Origin of the sequence: Stutzerimonas stutzeri (assembly GCF_024448935.1) — a bacterium.
GTDB lineage: Bacteria > Pseudomonadota > Gammaproteobacteria > Pseudomonadales > Pseudomonadaceae > Stutzerimonas > Stutzerimonas stutzeri_AO.
Window position 1 is genome coordinate 1 of the sequence record NZ_JAMOIE010000177.1, and the last position, 3,130, is coordinate 3,130.

General features: G+C 60.1%; 3 protein-coding genes and 1 pseudogene. All 4 read left to right on the forward strand.

Annotation, left to right across the window (positions count from 1 at the left end; all coding sequences use genetic code 11):
* Positions 1-237: 237 nt before the first annotated feature.
* Positions 238-1,245, forward strand: coding sequence for a PhoH family protein (locus NA637_RS24375; protein ID WP_256075116.1), 1,008 nt, complete (start codon positions 238-240; stop codon positions 1,243-1,245).
* On the forward strand, positions 1,238-1,705 hold the full coding sequence (ybeY, locus tag NA637_RS24380) for an rRNA maturation RNase YbeY (protein WP_336605516.1): 468 nt from the start codon (positions 1,238-1,240) through the stop codon (positions 1,703-1,705). Before NA637_RS24375 ends, ybeY begins: the two co-directional genes overlap by 8 nt.
* 39 nt (positions 1,706-1,744) lie before the next feature.
* Positions 1,745-2,593: an HlyC/CorC family transporter gene (locus NA637_RS24385; protein ID WP_256075119.1), complete on the forward strand. Its 849-nt coding sequence runs from the start codon at positions 1,745-1,747 to the stop codon at positions 2,591-2,593.
* Positions 2,594-2,663: 70 nt separating this feature from the next.
* Positions 2,664-3,130, forward strand: a pseudogene (locus NA637_RS24390) (IS3 family transposase); the annotation flags it as partial.

Sequence of the window (3,130 nt, forward strand, 5' to 3'; positions counted from 1 at the left end):
CAAAGCGTAGACGGCTGCCGAGTGTTTAGATCGCTTTCGTGTTCCGCTCGTCGGCTCGTTGAACAGGATCCCGACCTGCCCGCTCTATAGAAGAGCACGTATCCCTGCTTTTATCGTCCAGCCTCCAGCGCTTTTCTCGTCGTTCGGCTTTTTGCCGCTCCTTTTCGCCGCTGCTTTTTTCGCTACGCGGCGCTATTCTCCTCCCATCTATTTGCAAAGCAGGCCAACTAAAAGCCCTTGAACGCCCCCATAGAACCTCATCGTTTTACCCTCGAACCCTTTGAAGCCAATCGCTTTGCCAATCTCTGCGGTCAGTTCGACGAGCATCTGCGCCTCATCGAACAGCGCCTGGATCTGCAAATCCGCAACCGTGGCAACCAATTCGAGTTGGTCGGCCCGAGTGATGTGGCCCAAGCTGCAGAGCATCTCCTGCGACGCCTGTATCGCGAGACCAAGAGCATTGAGCTCTCGCCAGACACGGTTCATTTGTTCCTGCAGGAGTCGGCCATGGAGGAGCTGAACAACTCATCCACCACGCCGAATATTTCGCTGCGCACCCGCAAGGGCAATATCCGTCCACGCGGCGTCAACCAGCAGCGCTACGTGCAGTCGATCCTCGACAACGACATCAACTTCGGCATCGGCCCGGCCGGCACGGGCAAGACTTATCTGGCGGTCGCCTGCGCCGTCGACGCACTGGAGCGCGAGCAGATTCGCCGCATCCTGCTGGTACGTCCGGCAGTCGAGGCCGGTGAAAAGCTCGGCTTCCTGCCCGGCGATCTGGCGCAGAAGATCGACCCCTACTTGCGCCCCTTGTATGACGCGCTCTACGAAATGCTCGGTTTCGAGCAGGTCGCTAGGCTGATCGAGAAACAGGTGATCGAGATCGCGCCGCTGGCGTACATGCGTGGACGCACGCTGAACAACAGTTTCATCATTCTCGATGAGAGTCAGAACACCACCCTCGAGCAGATGAAGATGTTTCTGACCCGCATCGGCTTCGGCTCGACAGCGGTGATCACCGGCGACATCACGCAGGTCGACCTGCCGCGTGGCACCAAGAGCGGTCTGGCCCACGTGATCGAAGTCCTGAAGGACGTCAACGGCATCAGCTTCACGCACTTCAAACCCAAGGACGTGGTACGCCATCCGCTGGTACAGCGAATTGTCGAAGCCTACGAGGCATTCGAGGGCGATCAGGCACAGAACGGCAATCGCACTCATCAGGAACATGGACGTGATTGAGCTCGACCTGCAATGCGAAAGCCAGGGAGCCATCCCGCCCGAAGCGGACCTGCGTCGCTGGTGTGAGTTGGGGCTGCGCCAGCGCATGGCCGACTCCGAGCTGACCATCCGCCTGGTGGACGAAGCCGAAGGCCGCGAGCTGAACCGGACATGGCGCCAGAAGGATTACGCCACCAACGTGCTGTCCTTTCCGGCCGAAGTCCCCGACGGCCCGGGCGGCGTTCCGCTGCTGGACATTCCGCTGCTGGGCGATCTGGTGATCTGCGTCCCGGTGCTCGAGCGGGAGGCGGCAGAACAAGGCAAGACACTGCAGGCGCACTGGGCGCATCTGGTCATCCATGGCTGTCTGCACCTGCTCGGCTACGATCATATCGATGACGACGAAGCCGAGGAAATGGAGAGCATCGAGCGCCAACTGTTGGCGGAACTGGGTCACGCCGACCCTTACGCCGACGAATAGCCCGCTACGGGCAACTGCAAGGACCATTGAGTCAAAGACATGAGCGAAGACCGATCGAGCAACGGGCATAAGTCCTGGTTTGGGAAAATCAGCCAGGCTTTTGCCCATGAGCCGAAAAATCGTGAGCAGCTGCTGGAAGTATTGCGCGGCGCTCACCAGAACAAACTGCTGGACAACGAAGCCTTGGCAATCGTCGAGGGCGCCATCCAGGTGGCCGATCTGCAGGTGCGCGACATCATGGTGCCGCGCTCGCAGGTGATGAGCATCCGCGCCGACCAGTCACCAAAGGAATTCCTGCCCGGGATCATCTCTGCGGCGCATTCGCGCTATCCGGTGGTCGGCGACAGCCTCGACGAGGTTATCGGCGTGTTGCTGGCCAAGGACTTGCTACCGCTGATCCTGCAAAACGATCAGCAGAATTTCGACATCAAGGACCTGCTGCGCCCCGCCATCTTCGTGCCCGAATCCAAACGCCTCAACGTGCTGCTGCGCGAGTTCCGCGCCAATCACAGTCATATGGCGATCGTCATCGACGAATACGGCGGCGTCGCCGGACTGGTGACCATCGAAGATGTGCTGGAACAGATCGTCGGTGACATCGAGGACGAGCACGACATCGAAGAAGACAGCTACATCCGGCCACTGCCCAGCGGCGACTTCCTGGTCAAGGCGCTGACACCGATCGACAGCTTCAACGAGTTCTTCCAGAGCGAATTTCCGGATGAAGAATTCGATACTGTCGCTGGCCTGGTGATGAGCACCTTCGGCCATCTGCCCAAGCGCAACGAGGTGACCGAAATCGACGGCTTTCGCTTCCGCGTACTGAACGCCGACAGTCGCCGCGTGCATATGCTGCGCCTGACGCGCACTGATGGCGAAACCCGTTAAGCTGCAAGCTGTAAAGTGGACCCCGAAATCGAGACAGCGGTTTAAGCTGTGATCCGAGGAGGATTACAGAATGGCTGAAGTCAGCAAACGCAGGGTCCACAGTGCAGAGTTCAAGGCGAAGGTAGGGATGGAAGCGGCGCGGGGCGTGAAGACGCTCAACGAGATCGGGCAGCAGTACGGCGTGCATCCGGTGGTCGTTGGGCAGTGGCGCAAGGAGATCGTGCAGCGTGCCGCCACGCTGTTCGAGGGCAAGCGGGGCCCGAAGCCGGCGCCGCATGCGGACGAGGAGCGCTTATACGGGGAGATTGGGCGCTTGAAGATGGAATTGGACTGGCTCAAAAAAAAGTCCGGACTATGAGCGCGCCAACCAGAATGGGCTGGATCGACCCCAGCGGCGAGCTGGCGATCACGCAGCAATGCGAGCTGGCGCAGGTGGCCCGGGCGAGCTTCTACGGGCGTCACACGCCGTGTGAGCCACCTGAGGAAGACCTGCTGCTGATGCGCCTGATCGACGAGCAATACACGCGTCGGCCGTTC